Source organism: Undibacterium sp. 5I1, from assembly GCF_034314085.1.
Classification (GTDB): domain Bacteria; phylum Pseudomonadota; class Gammaproteobacteria; order Burkholderiales; family Burkholderiaceae_D; genus Undibacterium.
On sequence record NZ_JAVIWI010000001.1, the window covers coordinates 2,934,398 to 2,950,501 of the forward strand.

Annotated in this window: 15 protein-coding genes; 4 read left to right on the top strand and 11 right to left on the bottom strand. The window is 39.5% G+C overall.

The window, feature by feature from the left end; translation table 11 throughout:
- Positions 1 to 19: 19 nt before the first annotated feature.
- Together RGU72_RS12925 and RGU72_RS12930 are read left to right on the top strand one after the other, a co-directional pair.
- The gene (locus RGU72_RS12925) at positions 20 to 1,432 is read left to right on the top strand and encodes a site-specific integrase (protein ID WP_322120115.1); all 1,413 of its coding nucleotides are present in this window, start codon (positions 20 to 22) and stop codon (positions 1,430 to 1,432) included.
- Between the two features lie 82 nt (positions 1,433 to 1,514).
- Positions 1,515 to 2,693 carry a hypothetical protein gene (locus tag RGU72_RS12930; RefSeq protein WP_322120116.1) on the top strand — a complete coding sequence of 393 codons (1,179 nt, stop codon included), beginning with the start codon at positions 1,515 to 1,517 and terminating at the stop codon, positions 2,691 to 2,693.
- A gap of 75 nt (positions 2,694 to 2,768) precedes the next feature.
- On the opposite strand, the gene RGU72_RS12935 is transcribed toward RGU72_RS12930, so the two are convergent.
- From RGU72_RS12935 to RGU72_RS12960, 6 genes are all read right to left on the bottom strand, one after another.
- Positions 2,769 to 3,275, bottom strand: coding sequence for an antirestriction protein ArdA (locus RGU72_RS12935; RefSeq protein WP_322120117.1), 507 nt, complete (start codon positions 3,273 to 3,275; stop codon positions 2,769 to 2,771).
- A 621-nt stretch (positions 3,276 to 3,896) separates the two neighbouring features.
- Complete coding sequence (locus RGU72_RS12940; protein ID WP_322121637.1) at positions 3,897 to 5,594, bottom strand: DUF2326 domain-containing protein; 1,698 nt, start codon at positions 5,592 to 5,594, stop codon at positions 3,897 to 3,899.
- Positions 5,581 to 5,814 carry an ABC-three component system middle component 6 gene (locus RGU72_RS12945; RefSeq protein ID WP_322120118.1) on the bottom strand — a complete coding sequence of 78 codons (234 nt, stop codon included), beginning with the start codon at positions 5,812 to 5,814 and terminating at the stop codon, positions 5,581 to 5,583. The genes RGU72_RS12940 and RGU72_RS12945 overlap by 14 nt, the downstream gene beginning before the upstream one ends.
- The gene (locus RGU72_RS12950; RefSeq protein ID WP_322120119.1) at positions 5,801 to 6,349 is read right to left on the bottom strand and encodes a hypothetical protein; all 549 of its coding nucleotides are present in this window, start codon (positions 6,347 to 6,349) and stop codon (positions 5,801 to 5,803) included. Before RGU72_RS12950 ends, RGU72_RS12945 begins: the two co-directional genes overlap by 14 nt.
- 3 nt (positions 6,350 to 6,352) lie before the next feature.
- On the bottom strand, positions 6,353 to 6,625 hold the full coding sequence (locus tag RGU72_RS12955) for a hypothetical protein (protein WP_322120120.1): 273 nt from the start codon (positions 6,623 to 6,625) through the stop codon (positions 6,353 to 6,355).
- Between the two features lie 73 nt (positions 6,626 to 6,698).
- On the bottom strand, positions 6,699 to 7,109 hold the full coding sequence (locus RGU72_RS12960; RefSeq protein WP_322120121.1) for a helix-turn-helix transcriptional regulator: 411 nt from the start codon (positions 7,107 to 7,109) through the stop codon (positions 6,699 to 6,701).
- A gap of 169 nt (positions 7,110 to 7,278) precedes the next feature.
- On the opposite strand from RGU72_RS12960, the gene RGU72_RS12965 reads away from it, so the two are divergent.
- Together RGU72_RS12965 and RGU72_RS12970 are read left to right on the top strand one after the other, a co-directional pair.
- A complete protein-coding gene (locus tag RGU72_RS12965; RefSeq protein ID WP_322120122.1) occupies positions 7,279 to 7,944 on the top strand; it encodes a hypothetical protein in 666 nt (221 codons plus the stop codon).
- A 60-nt stretch (positions 7,945 to 8,004) separates the two neighbouring features.
- Positions 8,005 to 8,736, top strand: coding sequence for a hypothetical protein (locus RGU72_RS12970; RefSeq protein WP_322120123.1), 732 nt, complete (start codon positions 8,005 to 8,007; stop codon positions 8,734 to 8,736).
- Between the two features lie 26 nt (positions 8,737 to 8,762).
- Here RGU72_RS12970 and RGU72_RS12975 read toward each other — a convergent pair whose 3' ends face one another.
- Genes RGU72_RS12975 through RGU72_RS12995 form a run of 5 tightly spaced genes read right to left on the bottom strand, consistent with a single transcriptional unit; the run spans position 8,763 to position 16,074 of the window.
- Entirely contained in the window at positions 8,763 to 9,596 is an 834-nt protein-coding gene (locus RGU72_RS12975) for a hypothetical protein (RefSeq protein WP_322120124.1), read from the bottom strand.
- Positions 9,597 to 9,598: 2 nt separating this feature from the next.
- Positions 9,599 to 10,189, bottom strand: coding sequence for a hypothetical protein (locus tag RGU72_RS12980; RefSeq protein WP_322120125.1), 591 nt, complete (start codon positions 10,187 to 10,189; stop codon positions 9,599 to 9,601).
- Positions 10,144 to 11,349 (bottom strand): restriction endonuclease subunit S, encoded by a 1,206-nt coding sequence (locus tag RGU72_RS12985; RefSeq protein WP_322120126.1) that lies wholly within the window; start codon positions 11,347 to 11,349, stop codon positions 10,144 to 10,146. The genes RGU72_RS12980 and RGU72_RS12985 overlap by 46 nt, the downstream gene beginning before the upstream one ends.
- A complete protein-coding gene (locus RGU72_RS12990; RefSeq protein WP_322120127.1) occupies positions 11,339 to 12,976 on the bottom strand; it encodes a class I SAM-dependent DNA methyltransferase in 1,638 nt (545 codons plus the stop codon). The genes RGU72_RS12985 and RGU72_RS12990 overlap by 11 nt, the downstream gene beginning before the upstream one ends.
- Positions 12,970 to 16,074, bottom strand: a complete 3,105-nt coding sequence (locus tag RGU72_RS12995) for a type I restriction endonuclease subunit R (RefSeq protein ID WP_322120128.1) — start codon at positions 16,072 to 16,074, stop codon at positions 12,970 to 12,972. The genes RGU72_RS12990 and RGU72_RS12995 overlap by 7 nt, the downstream gene beginning before the upstream one ends.
- Positions 16,075 to 16,104 lie beyond the last annotated feature (30 nt).

The window sequence follows — 16,104 nt, forward strand, 5'->3', positions numbered from 1 at the left end:
TACCAGATTGGCGCGACTTATGACGATTGATCCCGATAGCCTCGATCCAAACAGCATTAAAAAACTAATCGTTGAAGGACTTACCATTGGAAAAGATGGCAGTATTTCTGCTGCCCGTATTCAAACAAACGATAATCCACAGATCGCCCAAGAAGAACTGAAAAATTTCGCTCTCTTCTTGCATGCCAGTCGTGGTGAGCAACCAGCTTCGCCGCCAACTGAAGCACTAAAAATAGAAGCGCAGAAATTAAAAGCAGAAATTACTCAATTTGCGCCAGCACTTCCAACCAAACCAAGCACGTTGAAAGATGCCTTTGATTCCTATTTGCTGTCCAAAAAAGGCATTGCTGCTGCCACCAAAAAATCCTATACCGAAAGTCTAGAATTATTTGGCATTCTGATGGGTGGTAATCATCGGATGGTGCATGAACTCACTCGCCGTGAATGTATGGACTTCAATGAGGCGCTATCACATATTCCACTGCATGCAAAAAAACGCAATATTAAAATTGGCACGGCATCTGAAATACTACTCAACCCACCTACCGTTCTTGATGAAAATGGCAACGCCACTGCTCCTGATACTATTTCAGCCAGAACATGCAATGACCACTTAACCAATGTATCTGGATTTTTTTCATGGGCAATTAAAGCGGGACGTTGTTTTGAGCCAAATCCATTTGAAGATTCAGTCCGTCACTCTGATGGCGAAATTGATGGTGGTGCAGAAGCGTTCCAGCAAGAAGAACTGATTAAGATTTTTGACAGTGCGAACTTCATGAAGGCGAAACGACCACATCAGTTTTGGGGACCTTTACTGCTCTTATTTACGGGTGCTCGCGCAAACGAAATTGCCTGCCTTGATTTGGATGACATCATCATTGAAAACGGTATTCGCTGCATTTCCATTAAACACCGCCCCAAAAAGAAGCCCGATACGATTGAGCACAGGATAGAAACAAAGCGACTCAAAAATGCGCAATCAAAAAGAACCATACCGCTGCACCCAAGATTATGGGAAATTGGTTTTGATGATTATCTGGCAGATATAAAATCACTGGGTGCGACTCGACTTTTCCCGAACCTGCCTATGGATTCCAGAGAAAAGCGAGAACGTAATTTATCTAGGGACGTGAATAATTATCTTGAAAAAATTGGTGTACATGTTCCACGCACTAAAGTCCTGCATAGCTTCCGTGACACGGTAGCCGACGCACTTGGCACAAGTGATCTTGACGCTGTTCGTGCCGACCAATGGACAGGACATGCGCCTGTCGGCATTAAGGCAAAACATTATCGTAGTAAGGCATCAGCCGATGTCCAGGCAAGGGATGCATTCACAGCATTGAATTTTCCATTCATCCGTTTTGATACGTTGAAATATCAAAAAGGCTGGTGGAATGAATGGCTGGTAAAAAATATGGTTCCTTAGAACGATATATCTGTCGCCAAAGAACACTAATGCCATTACATTGTTGCTTACCGCTTTGACGGTAAGCACATTTGAACTCACTATGACGCCACTCGAATTTTTACTCAAGCTCAAGCAATTATCGCCAGATACTCAGCTCAGTATGGCTCACCTGGGCGCAACTTTCGAGATGTTATCCCCAGTAGTGATACGGAAATCTTCTCCAAATTCCTCAACTTCACTATCTGCACGACTAACAAACGAAACAGCATTGGCAGATTGGTTAAGCGAACCAGTGGCAACGATTAAACAGTGGCGAATTCAAGGCTCACACCCTACTTCCATAAAATATCATTTGGGTACTGTGTCCGAATGGATTATTGCCCATATCGTGCCTATGTTTTCTGCACCTGTCATGGCTGAGAAAAATTCTGATGTTCAATTTGACGACATTTCCGAAATATGGAAAATGCAAATTCCAGTCATGAAGGTGGACGATCAATTAGTTGGTTTTTTCAGATCAGTTGCTGAAGAATGTGTGCCATCAGATTATGTCTTGATTGATATGCCCACTTTGTCATTTCTCCCTTCGGAAATGACAACAGAAGCGATTTCAACGATCAATGAATCACTTATGGCACATGCCAAGTTTAGCGTTGTGGTTGCTAAGTCCATTCCCGAAGCAAGAGCAATTTATGAAAAATGGAAAGAAATTGCAACGCCAGAAGTACGGCTGCAATTTTTTAGGTCAGCACTTTTGCATAATGAAGAATTAGCCAAAGAAATCGCTGATGAACTAGACGCTGAACTGATTCGTAAGGGTTTCAATATCACCCAATGGTTTTGGCAGCAGATCGTAGAAAATGAATTTTGTTCACTCAAGGAAAATGCTCTGATTTATGCATTTTTACTTGCTGATGAATTTGGGGTTAATTTAAATCAGGCAACTCATATTCTTGACGATCACGGGCAAGAAATTTTTAATGGAAACATCTCCCATTTACTGGCGGATACCCAAGGTGATATTTTTCACCTTCGCCCACTCGATTATTGCGCTGCAAGCTACGATAGGTTGCTGAATTGCGCACTTGATCTCGGATTTCAAATTGACAAACCAAATAATCAGGGATTATCTGCGCTTGGTATTGCGCTTGCTGTTGAAGAAAAATACGGTGAGGGAAAAAGCATTTTCAATAATTTCGTCAGAAAATATAAGCTCAATTCACGACTAAATACAAACAGTGTAGCGAAGAAATTCGTGTCAAGAAAGCCGACATTTTAATTTCACTCCCGTTATTTTTTGTTCTAAAAGGTTCAGCAACCGCTTGGACTGGATGGGCAGTCCAAGCGGTTTTGGCTATATACCCGAAGCATTCGTGCATGTCCAGGTTGTGCCGTTAAAATCAAATTCGTATAAATCTCCACCCATTTCACAATCCCGCGCATACTTTTCATAATCAATATAAGCACGCACTGATTCCGGTACGTCGTTTAAGTAGAATTCATCAAACAGATTTTCTGCTACGTCCTTCAAATTCCCCTCAGATAAATTCACGTCTTCCAGTTTATCCAAAGCATTTTCCAAGTTATAGCTTGAAACACTGCGCAAGTAATACAAGGCTGTTTTTTCATGTTCAACTAAATCTGCAATAGTTTCAAACCATAGGTTTAAATTGGCTTGATTGATACCACACGCTGAAAATAACTCGCAGTCGTCACCATCTATGAATTGAATTTCAAACTCCTCTACAGGGTTGCCAAAAGTGTCCAGCAGGCTTTCTGATTTCTCGGTGTATGCCTCCAAGGTATCAAAGTAAAAACCGACTGCATCCAAGCTATAAGGCTGTGCGAAAAATGTGCTCATGGTGTTCTCTGCTTTCGTATCGTTTTTAGGCTGGTTGAGCCTGAAGTTGATTGAAGACTTGCTCTGTTTTTGCAGACTTCACAACTCGTTTATCTGCATCATTTTTGAGTCGTTTCGCCTAAGCCACGAATGGCATGGCTGGACAAGAAGCAATGCAAGCAATTTGTCAAAATCGCAGTCGCAACGAAGAGAGAACCGATTGCAGAAAATCCCGAAGGGGAATGTTTGTTTTGATTCGCAGACGTGCAAATCTTGGCATTTTTAGCGAGACGGGGAAAAGGTGTTGCAGATAGATTGACTTGCAAAAACAGAGATGCCGTGGAATTGCCTTGGGGGTGCTGCTGTTGTAGATTTTATTGCAGAGATTTAAGAATTAACTTGGACAGCATGGACGAGCTGGACAATTGCTTAGGTTTGTACTTCTATCAAAAAGAGCAGAACCTTGAAAGCCATATATCTCCATGGTTTTTATATAAAAACAGGTTCTGCTCAAACATTCTTCAGTACAGAACTGCGCAACCAACTTTACTGGAAAACTGCGCGTGTAAGCTCATTAGGTAGCCTTGCAAGCCCTGCCAAGAACTCTCCTTAAAGAATTTCTAGTTGCTTAGTTCGTTTGATTTAAAATTTGAAAAATTTATCACTTTCTGAAAGTTCCAGAACTACAGAACTTTTTAGAAAATCTTTAAATCTTTCATCAGAAATCTTGTCACTCAACAATGCAACTATATATTGCCCATTAATTTGATTCGCTTGTTGAAAAATGTCAAAAACCTGATTGACGTCAACATCTTCAATACTGTCATGAACAACAAATGTTGGTCGTTTTAATTTACTTTCATTAACAAAGGAAATATACGCTAAATCAAATGCACTCAATTCACCCTTTTTCTTACCGCCTGTAGAATTTGGTGTTATACACGCTATTTCATATCGACATTTTTCAATCTCTGTATCAAACCTAAGATCAAATATATAGCGTTCATCATAAAAATATTTACTTAACTCACCAAAATAGACATTAAATTTTTCAACATTGCCGTCTAATTCGTCAGTACTATTTGAAATTTCTTTTATGATTTTTGCTCTAGAATTGCGCAATGATTCAATTTCAGATTTAGTGTTTTCAATTTTATCCAGTAATGCTGTGACACTTCCAATTTGTCGTCTAATGTTTGATAAATCATTGTAAATCTGACCTATAGACTTTAATGTGTCGGGTTCTTTTATATTTTTAAAAATGCTCGCTTCATCTTCGTGAAGATCATCAATTTGTTTTTTAAGCCCTAACGAAATCTCCTTACTTTTTTCAATATCCTTATTAATTAAATTGATTTTATTTGATACCACTGCGTTATGAAAAATCAACAAATCTTCATAGGATTTTTTGAGATTCCCGCTTATTGCAATTCCTGCTTCTTCGTAAATTTCAGAAAGTTCACGACCATCAACTTTAGCCGTATTACTTTTGAGGTTTGAAATTGACCTATTTAAATAGTCAATACGAGACATGACTTTCGAGTATTCAATTGTTATATCTGAAATTTTACTTTGAGTAGTAACCAAAATTTTGACACTTGATTCTTGGCTGTCTTTAAAATTAAATTCGCTAATTTTTTTCTCAAAAATATTTTCTTCCGCTTTTAACGGCTTAATCATTCGTTGCAACGCGCTTTCATGATAAGGATCTCTATATGCTGCTAAATGCTTGGTTTTTGTTGCGATGTTATTTGTCAATATTGCTTTATTACGTAACAAATCCAAACCATTAAATCCAAATAAAAAGAGATACAACTGATCATAAACGTCTGGTTTAGATGAGCCATGCAAAAATCTTGTGGTGTTCTGCATTTTTTCATTTGTATTTCTAATAAATTTATGAGAAACGACGCGTAATGATGGTTTTTCAGAATTTAGGCCAAAAATTTGAGAAGAAACTAAATCTGTATATGATTTTTTATCGGTCAGATTGCTATTTATATAGTAATCAAATGTTTTTGAATCGGTAGATAGATTTCTTCCGATTAAATAATGTCGATTATCGTATCCAGTAAAACTTAGCTCTACGATAATTTTATTAGTATTAATAAATTCAAAAACTTCGGGAATATTTTTTTTAAACTCGGCTTCTATATAAATATCTTTCCCGTCAGAAAGGAAAATGTAATCCAGTAATCTTGACGGAGTAGACTTTCCTACACTGTTGCCCGTTTTTTCTAAGCCGGAAGTGGAATTGATTATTAAGTTCAAACCAAGTTTGAATTCAACTTGACGCAATATTTCTGAATTTTTATATACAGTTAACTTATGCAGAAACATATTCAATTTTGCCTTCTTCATTTAAGTTAATTGCACCTGCAATAAAAAGCCAATCCAGCGTATACACAAAAACTTCATAGGATGCATTAAACTCAGTTTTTATATTTTCATACAGCCATTCAATATCAATCGCGGTGTAATTACTACTAGCCATACAATTTAAGATCGCAGCGCCAATGTTTATTGGGTTCAGTTTAGGATCAGAATCAATTGTGATCATTTGGGTTTTCCAAAACGATGCATTCAATAATTGAGTAACTAACAATCAACGCGATACCATGATCAATGTCTTCTACGAAATATCCATCCTTTAAATTATTTGATGCAGTAACGAATTTTTTTGCCAATGCAATAACCTCTTTAATAACATTATCTGAGTTGATTTTTAATTTATTCAGATCGAATGGTTTTGTTCCAATAGAGTACTTAGCTAGTGCTTCCAGATAAAAATGCTTCATCTGTCGCTTCAATTTTGTGCTGCCATTGAGAATTATTTGATTTAGTGAGGTCATTGAGCCATCTACCAACAATGAATTCGAAATATATTCGTCGACTACCCAACGATAGAAGATTAAATCATTAAATTTGATTTTATTTTCAATTTCAGCTGGAATTCGAGCCAAATTCATTGGCTCATGTTCGCCAGAAGCAATGATTTCAATAAGTACCCCAAGGATTGTTGCGCGGGGAATAGACGCCTCGTTAAGGATATTTATTGCACCAGAATTGTGGTTAAAATTGATATCTTGAGACATTTCTTAGCCTCGATTATCAATATTGATACTGCCCTTGTTCTCTTGAAAATATTGCGATTTTGGACCTTGCTGGACGTGATTTTGATTTACTGTCTCAGAAAGATTATTCGAATTTTGTAAGGAATTATCGATCTGCACTTTTAATTTTTGTAAATCAGTAAGTGCTCTGGATTTACCGATTGATTGCCAAATCGCAATAAATCCAGAAATCACTGTCAGTATATAACCCAGCAAAGATACTAGAGGGTCTGCAAGGAATGCCGTTATCTCAGCCATAAAAAACCTTATTCAAAAATAAATGATTTGCAACAGTGTCATATTGACAAATATTCGCGCAATTATACTAAATTTAACGCTGCAAAATATCGCCAAGGAATTTCTCCACGACTTTTCTATCCTTGGCATTCAGCTTACCCATAGCCAATGCAACCTTCCCGAATAAATCCAGCAAGATAGTTTGCTGGCCTTCGCTCAAATCCTCCATGCGATTCATTAGTGCCAATGCTTGGTCACTCACATCAGGTGTGCTGATTTTGAGTAAGTCGCTAATCTCACAATCCAGTAACTTGGCTATCTGAGCTAAGCGTGCCAATGTCGGCGCGATATGGCCAGTTTCAATCCTACTGACTGTTTCTTTTTCAATGTCCATGCGCTCGGCTAATTGTGCCTGAGTCAATCCCTTGGCTTTCCTGCGAATCGCAATAATCCCACCGACTTCACGAGCCAATTGCTTTTCTGGACTAATTTCTTCTTGTTGCATGACACACCCCGTCATATTAGATCTTGAACTGTGATCTTTTTACGTCAACCTTGGAATGACTCAATGCGTTAATGTAAAATGACATATTAAATCATTATTTGTTGATTTTATAGGTCTATTCAATTAATGGTTGCACGTTACCTATCTCGACAAATAGAAAGAAAAAGCTATGCAATGTCCTTACTGCAAGTCAGATCACACGAAAAAACTTTCCACTATTTACTACGCAGGAACAACGGTCTCAAAAGGAACAGGTTTTGCCATTGGTTCTCAGCCCGGTCAATTTGGCACGGTCAATACCACCACGATATCAAGAACAATTGAAGCTGAAAACGCAAAAGCGCCAGAGAAATGGTCTTATTTCAGTATCTTTGCCGCGTTTATTATGTGGATAGTGCCAATGATCGGTCTGGGTATGGCTGGGAGTCGTTTTGTGCCCGTCCCATTCCTCATTGCTATGGCCTACGTTATTTATCGCTTTCCTAGCATTCACCACCAGCGTAAATACGTCTATCCAGAATTAATGTGCTTCTATAACAGTACAAGCAAGTGCATGAACTGCAATATGACTTTTCAGGATAATTTTGAATTGAATCCTGCGGTGTATGACTGGACGTGGAAAAGGTTCATTCGTGAAAATTTCAGTTTTACAAAAAAATCTATTTTGCTTTTAGGCGCTGGTGCTGCATACGCTCTGTACCCATTTGTTTTCCAGCTTGTAACCTGGCACACAATTCTTTTTGACGTGCATTTCACACACTTCTTTATGTCAGTCATTCTCATCATTTCAGGGTTGATTGTGGCGAAAAAATCCAAGCAAAAAGTAGCTGGGTAATACCAACCTAATTCTCATTTCGTCAATTTCAAACACTCAATTAAACTCAAGGACAACAACATGAAATTCAGCCTCATAGTGGTAACTCTATTCACTTTCGCACTGTCAGCCTGTGGTGGCGGCAATTCAAGCGGCAGTAATGGCAACAATCAACCTGCTATGACCACTGCAACCGATACCGAAATTATTGCGAACGTCAAATCTAGCAATATTAATTTTTTACCGATTATTTATCCAGTGAACCGACCAGCAGGAACTTGGCGGTGGCCTTCAACACCGAATCAGCATGTGCTTGTCTATATTCCTGTTCCAGCGAGTGGTAACGCGACTGAACAAGACTATGCAAGCAAGGCACAAAATGCCATTACGCAAATCAATACGAAATTGAGGAATCTTTTGATCTTAGAACCTGTTTCAGCAATGCCAGCTAATGGGAATTTCATTCAGGTTGGTTATGGCACGTCATTTGTACCTGTAGGATCGACCGATTACCAAAGTTACTGCGCCAATGTGTCGGAAGGTCCCAATATGGGGAACGTGATTCAACCCGATAGCCAAAATGGGATTAAGTCAAAACCTGTCTACCTAAACCTTGGGAATGGTCACTGCGACGTGACGCAAGCTATTGTGGCTCATGAGTTTGGACACGCACTGGGGCTTGCTAATCACTTCAATGGATTTGGTATTGGTGACTCTACTTCTACGGCGTTTTGGGACGTGCTGGCAACCTTGTACGGCAATCCGCAATCAACGACTGCACAGAACCTTCTGGTTCGCCGGGCTGGAAATTAATTGACTGTTTCAAGCTGATCAGCGTTTTAGCCCAGAGCGACGACTGAGTTCGCTAATCGTTTTTCTTTACCAAATGGAGTGGTATAAAACCGCTGCTCGATACCGTACAACAAAAATTTCAATTCTTCATCGTTTGATATTTCAAATTTACTCGCCTTATCATCAAACTTTAGTTTCCCCCCACAGTAGCTTTCAACGTAGGTATGCATATTTGATTTTTCTTGATCCGACATAGTCGCAAGTGTAGCTGCTGCAAGTGCAATTCGTTTGCGATTTGGCTTAGAGACCTTTTCCTCGTTATAGTCCGCAGTCAACTCAATGAATGATTCTTCCAAAAATTGTTTAACTTCAGCGTTTGTTGCTTCCTTATACAGTTCATCAATTCCTGTAAATATGCTTGATATAGTTGCCAAGTTGCGGAATATAAGAGTGTCCGAGGCTTTAAAATATACGGCATCTGGTTGAGTATTAATCACCAGCCGATCCTGCCCCTCTTGCACTTCCGCGACTTCTCCAAATACGAGCGTTTTCCTGCGAATAAACAATGAAGGGCTAATTTTCTGAAAATAAAAGTCATCACCTTGGACAGAAAAAACATAGGCAATTTTGATGAACTGCGCTTTTTTTAAATCGTCATAATCTTTTGAGTCAAAAACCTTTTTGAGTAAATCGATGCAATATGTTTGCTGACTAAACTGCTCAACTTTAAACCATGAATCTTCGTCCAGATTGTGGTCTGGATTGTATTGGATACAGTTTGGCAAATTCACAGCAATGGTGTCGAAAAGGCTTAGATCCGAAACCAGTTTAAAAAATGGCGTCTTGAGACGCCCTTTGACCTTAGCCAATGCATAATCCATCTTTAATTTCGCTCTATAAAGGTGTAGTCGTTAATCCGATATGCCACAGAAATATCAATCTCATCTGGCTTCTTGTATTGCTGTCGGCTAATCAGGAAAATAGCTGTGCCGCTGTTAGTTTTTATGTTGTAGAACTCGTATCTGAAGATCAAGAATAACGGATTAAAGTACAACGCTTGAGATAAAAAAGTAAAGAGAAATAACACGCCATAAACGAACCAGAGTGTTTCCCAGTTACCGACACTCAGGGCAACAAAGAAATAGCCGAAATAGCTCGGTAAAAAGCTATTGTTCGCATGTTCAATGCTTTGGATAGTTCCTTTTTTAAACTCGTCTTTTCCAAGCCTAGAACTAAGCAAAATACTCAGCCCGGTGAGGAGAACTGGAACACAAAAGTAAACCACATAAGAAACTACATTAGGTAACTGCACCAACCAAGGTTTACTCTCAAAAACACATTTCAAGGTGAGACCTTTTTGCACCAGAAACACGATCACGAGCAAGGAAGTAGCATTAAATGTTAGCAGCAGCCTGAACGCGATATTTATCATTTCACGGTCACTTGGCCGTTCATTAGCATGGGCAGTAGCCATTCTCTAAGATTGATTAGATCACGATTTTCAAGACTTTTTTCAAAAATCATTTTGTTATAGCTAGAAACAATATCGTCGTATTTTTTCAAGAGGTCAAATGTTGGGTATGCCAATGAAAGGCCATGCAGATCATCTTTAGTAATAGATCCAAAGGTTGTACCTTCAGAATTACGTCGATCGAAGATTTGCTTGAAATACTTCATCACATAGAAAAGAAAACCGTTAAATCCAGTCTTGCTATTTAGAGCAGCCAAACCACGCCCTATACAACAATCACTATTTGCAATGTTCATATCACCAACTGGGGCGCGAACACTTAACAAAATATCGCCTCTCTTTGCCATTCTGGCTGGAGCTGTGGTGTACTGGCGTATTGTTGGGAAGAGCCAGCCAAAATCTGTAGACCCTTGAAAGAAAATAGTACCGTTACCCTCTTCGTTGTAAGAACTGCCTTCGGGCGATTGCCCCATGGTGATGTTGGCAATATCTGACAGTATTTTGTCGCTCCATCCTTCAGGTATTTCCCGTTTCAAAGTTGAGTTGAAGACCATCGCCCCCCCGGTAGTTTTGTAAGGCTTACCTTTGGTATCGGGGAAGTCAAACTGTACAAACCAGTAATCGAAAAGGGTTTTTGCCATTGCCTCCAACTCGGCATTGATGCGGTTATTAAGTGCGATTTTCTTATCGATAGCATAAAGAGATGCGACCACTTTTTTCTGGTCTTTAATCTCTATGGGAATCCTAACTGGATACTTGTTAAGAGATACAAGGTCGACACCTGTTTGTCCGCCAGTTCGTGCAGATAATTTATCAACATATTGAAAGACTGATTCTTGCTTTAAGAAATAATACAAGAATTCAGTATCAATACCTTTTTTTGGTTTAGCCTTTAGTAGTGCTACGTTATAGGCTCCTTTTAGACCTCGGCAAATTTGGAAAATAGGTGGACCGTATCTCCCGATCATGACATCTTGCTCATCGCAAAATTTTTTCGTCGAATTTTCTAGTATAAATGTGGGAAACGAATCAGTTTTATAATCACGCGTCTGTATTAATCTCACATAGCCTGGCTTGAGTTCATTGATAAACTCAGATTTTGGTGGTTGACTACCGCCAACAAAATCACAAATATCTTCAACTCTTAGATTACTAACCTCCATGTTTCAATCCCGCCAATTGTTTTTTTATCTCTGCTTCCAAGTCGCGGGATTGATCAAAAAGGTTATTCAAACTGTCAGTAAAGTCTTTCATCGTCGTCGCAAACTGATCTTGAGTTAAATCCGCGTATTCAATCTTTACATCGAAATACTGCCCTGCACTCAGGCTATAGTTTTTCTTCGCAATATCGTCATAGCTAACAGTCACAGAAAAATCTTCTACCGCCTCCTTGACGGTGAATACATCAATGATGCGTTGTTCTTCCTCAGAGGTTAGTACCGTTTTTTGGTTTTTACCGTCTTTGATTTTTTGACCAAGCTTAGAAGCGTCTATCAAAACAACGTCACCTTTGTTGCTGTCATCAATGAATAGAATTGAAACGTTAGTACCAGTAGTCGCAAAAATATTGGAAGGCATCGACACAACGCCTGCAAGCATTTTGTGTTTAACCAAATGTTCGCGAATACTTTTATCAATGCCTGATTGGGCGATAATAAAACCAGTCGGCACCACCACAGCCGCTTTGCCTCCTGCCCTAAGTGAATAAATAATATGTTGCAAGAACAATTGGTAGATCGCCATTTTGTCCTTAGCAGTTTTCGGCTCATTTGGAATACCAGCAAAAAAACGCTCTTTGTTCACCTTGGTGTCCAGCTCACTGCGAAAGTCACTGAAGTCCAATTTAAATGGTGGGTTAGAGACAATGTAGTCAAAACGTTTTAGCTCTTTACCGTCTTTATGGTAAGGATGTAGTACCGTATTACCTTGAATGACATTTGGAATAGAATGCACCAGATTATTCAAAATCAGGTTTAAGCGTAGCAAATTAGAAGATTTTTGTGAAATGTCCTGCGTATAAATGCTGCAACGATTTTCACCAATAGCATGTGCGACGTTCATCAATAATGTGCCAGAACCGGCGGATGGATCGTAACAACTCACGTTCTTCACCTTGCCACGCTGATTTTGCGGCACCAAAATTTCTGCCATAATGCGTGCCACTGCATGCGGGGTAAAGTATTCAGCGTACTTGCCGCCTGAATTGCTGTTGTAATCTTTAATCAGGTATTCAAAGATCGTGGCATAAAAATCGAATTTTTGGGTAAAAATCCGTTCGAAACTGAACTCCACCAGCTTATTAATAATTGCACGGCAAAAGGCGTCGCGCTTTGATTCGTCTGCAATATATTGACTCAGTCGGTCAAACAAAACAACTTTTGCACCACCGTCGGTTTTAACTGCGAATACCTCATTATTGGTGACCGCAATATCCATCAAAGTGTCGTCAAACAATTTGGCAAAATCTGCCGCATTTTGCTGACTGAACAAATAACTGATGAAGTGACTAGGCTTTAAACGAGCTGTATCAGCACCCATTTGCAATTGGAGCATATCCTGTTCATCTTCGCTCATTCGGATGAGCGCTTCTTCCCACTTTTCGGCTTTGGCTATTGCCTTATCGATTTTTTTTGCCTCATAGGCAAATTTATCATTGAGAAACTTGTACAGAAAAATCTGGGTAATGATTTTGAACTCATTACCGTCATTGCCTAATCCGTAATTAGCGCAAATGCTTTTTAAGCTGTCGATTAGGACTTTTGTTTTTTCTCTAAATTCTAGCTCTACCACGTACGTGCTCCAGTATTAAATTCTTTTAGGTATTCAGCAACAACCAAATGGTTGATGTAACGCGAAGCGTCACCATTCAGTTTGATTTGTTGTTGTGTCATAAAACGATTGATGACTAGCGGCATCATCTGACGTTCAAAATAGTTTTCGTTATCTAGTATTTGGGTATTATTCAGCACCTGCTCATCGGCATCCTGTTTAACGCCTGTGAGGGCCTCGAAAATTTTACGTTCAGAATCAGTGATTCCTTCACGCTCCTGCAAGCGTTTATGAATGCGGGTGTATTTAGCATCGCCATGATATTTTTGGCGTAACTGGTTGTTCTGACGATTAAGTTCTTTCACCCGCTCATGGATTTTATTGAGTGCATCGATATTAGCGACCATTTCATCTTGGGTGACCTCACTAAGATTTTTTTTCTTAAATAAGCGTTGAAGCTCCTCTTTTAAGGTGACGAATTTTGGGTCTTGTTGGTCAAAGTTACTAGCCAACGCTTCGCGGGTTTGTCGCAACGTGTTTTTCAGTTTGTCAGCTAATACCAGCTCTTCTTCGCCTATTTTCACAAATTTGAAAATGACGTCTTCCAGCGCTCGATTCAGTAAATTCGTCGTATCGGTCCCTTGCTCTAAATCCTCTTTCAAGTTGAGCAAATCAAGGTGGTTGCTGGTTTCACGATAGAGAACGTTGAGTTTGGCAAAATCTAACTCATTAAGGAAGCTATATTCACCTTGCAGGCGGATCAGGTTATAAAGACTTTTTGCATCTGCCAATGCTTTCTTAATTGCCAGCACAGCTTCTCTATTTTGTATTTCACTGATTTGATCAGCAAATATCTCTGCGTTTTGAATATCAAAACGGAATAGCACGTCTTTAATAAGCTCAATCTCTTGTTTGATTTCTTCCTGAGACTTAAACAGTTTGGAATAATGCTCGATTTCATCACCCAACTCTGACTGAAGCTCGTCAAAGTACGCTTTATTGGTTTCGTCAAATTCTTTACGAATGTCGGCAAAATCCACCACATATCCGTAGCGAAAATCCTTGTAGGTACGGTTAACCCGAGTTAGCGCTTGTAGGAGATTGTGCTTGCGAATTACCCGACCAAGATAAAGTTTTTTAAGACGCTTAGCATCAAAACCAGTGAGTAGCATGTTATAGACAAACAGAAAGTCAATTTTTCCTGATTTAAAATCATCGACCCAATCTTTACGTTCCTGTTTTGTTCCTATGTCATGCAAGATTAATGCGGATTTTTTTACTTTATTTGCTTGCTTTATTGATTCCGCATAGGTCGGTGGTGCTTGCTCTGCAATGGTCAATGGAGTGCCGACGTCACCAACAATGGTTGTCGTGCTAAACGGTTTTTCAGCATAGACAGCATTAAATACTTCAAACAAGTTTTTGGCCTGTTGAGAACTGTCGCAAATCACCATGCCGCCGATAGAAGAATCATTCAGCGCACCTCTGCTTTTTTCGAAATCACTGATGATGTAGTCCAACATGGGTTCAACAAAGCTTGGATGTGCGTAGATTACCTCCCGATCTACCTCGCCCATTTTGACTTCAACTTCTTCTAACGCTTTTTGCAGCACCAGCTTGTAATTGGTAGCTATTTCTTCACGGATTAGCCGTAAGGTGTAACCATCAGCAATTGAAGCGTTGTAATAATATTTATGGATATAGTCGCCAAACAATGCCCGCGAATTATAGTCATCACCCAGAAGTGGCGTCCCCGTTAAACCGATTTTTATCGCGTTGGTATCAGACTGACTTAAATTGGCTAGAAAGCTACCCTTGGGATTGTAGCTACGGTGGACTTCATCTAGGAAATACACTCGTTGAATACTGACATCGTAATCTATCGTTGATATGACATCTGGATCGTCTTGGAATTTTTGGATATTAACGACAGTAATTTCAGGCTTCCCAGAATGATTATGAATCACCTGTGTGGCCTTAATATCGCGAGCGAAAGCTTCACGGGAACTGACGGTATGAACTATCAGCCCACGAGCTGTAAATTCACGCTGTGCTTGTTGAAGTAAATCAAGGCGATCAACAATAAAGTAAAACTTCGGAACGACCTGTTTTTTTTGAAAATAATCAGTTAAAAACTTTACGTTGTAAAAAGCTAGCGCCGTTTTTCCACTGCCTTGAGTATGCCAAATAATACCCTTTTTGACTCCTTGATCCAGCTTGTTTTCTACAGCTTTTGTAGCGAATAATTGTGGGTAGCGCATGATGTGCTTTTGTAAGCCATCAGTCTCCGATACGTACGTCAGCGCATAACGCAAAATAAATGCCAAGCGCTCTTTGCTCAACAAAGAGCTGCAAACTCGATTGGTGGGTCGATTTGGATCTTTATTGGTAATGTATTCTGGATTGCTGCGGATTACTTCCAAGTTGTTATCCTTGAGAATCGCTAGTTCATCATCCGAAGATAGGGGCTTCAGTAATGCTGTGAGATTTAAGACTTCTTCCTCACGAAAATAATTAAACACAGGCTTGTGGTAAGAACTGCTCGCATAAAAAGCGCCTTGAACCGGCTCAGGATCACCGTCGTCATACTCCATGTTATTGGAGAAGATCATAAATTGAGTGATATTGGCAAAGCGCTTAAATTTTTGGTTTTGAAAACGTTTATTAATGCGATCGCGTTCAGCCAAGACACCTTCACGGTTATTCGGTTTTTTTACCTCAATAAAAACCAGAGGCATGCCGTTGATTAACAGTGTAATGTCTGGTCTGAATTCTTCGTCACCATTTTGGCAAGTAAGTTCAGTCACTACATGAAAGCTGTTATTACCAAAATTCTCAAAGTCGATTAACCTAGTGTTGGAGCGGTCGGATAATTTTTCAAAAAAAGCACGTCCAAGATCCTCGTTGTCCAGCAACAGCTTCACATCTTCGAGCAAACGAGCGACATTGTCTGATTCAATACCCGGATTAATTCTTGTGATGGCTTGCGAAAACAGCTCAGGAAAAATATTGGTATCCAAATCCCATGTTTGATCCTTGAGTGACAAGTAACGATACCCCAATCTTACCAAGTGAAGAATTGTTGGAATTTTTACTCGTGTATCTTCGTTAAACTTCATAGCTCTCCACATTTAAAATTAAGTTTGCTT